Here is a 420-nt window from a genome sequence, read left to right as displayed (position 1 = left end):
CGACGCCTGCTTGGTGTCGGCCTTCGGGGCCTGCTCGGTCTTGGCCTCGGCGGCCTGCTCGGTGTCCTCGCCGGAGTCGGCGGTGGTGGCAGCATCCTCGACCTTCTCGGCCTTGGTCTCACCGGACTGCTCGGAGGAGCCGTTGTCGGAGCCGGAGTCGCCGGAACCGGCCGCGGACTCGTCGCCCACGATGGCCAGGACCTGGCCGACCTCGGCGTCCTCGTCCTCCTGGACCTTGATCTCCAGGATGGTGCCGGCCACGGGGGAGGGGACCTCGGTGTCGACCTTGTCGGTGGAGACCTCCAGCAGGGGCTCGTCCACCTCGATGCTCTCGCCGACCTGCTTGAGCCAGCGGGTCACGGTGCCCTCGGTCACGGACTCGCCCAGCGCGGGGAGGGTGACCTCCACCGAGTTGCCCGA

Annotated in this window: 1 protein-coding gene; it reads right to left on the bottom strand. The window is 70.7% G+C overall.

Annotated features, from left to right (window positions below; genetic code table 11):
* Positions 1 to 420, bottom strand: a 420-nt coding sequence (locus HMPREF2833_RS08900; RefSeq protein ID WP_305778337.1) for a biotin/lipoyl-containing protein, incomplete at both ends; no start/stop codon positions are given.

It is taken from the genome of Kocuria sp. HMSC066H03 (assembly GCF_001812045.1).
Taxonomy (GTDB): domain Bacteria; phylum Actinomycetota; class Actinomycetes; order Actinomycetales; family Micrococcaceae; genus Kocuria; species Kocuria rhizophila.
Note: the sequence above shows the minus strand (reverse complement) of the source record. Positions and strands in the feature narration are given on the sequence as shown.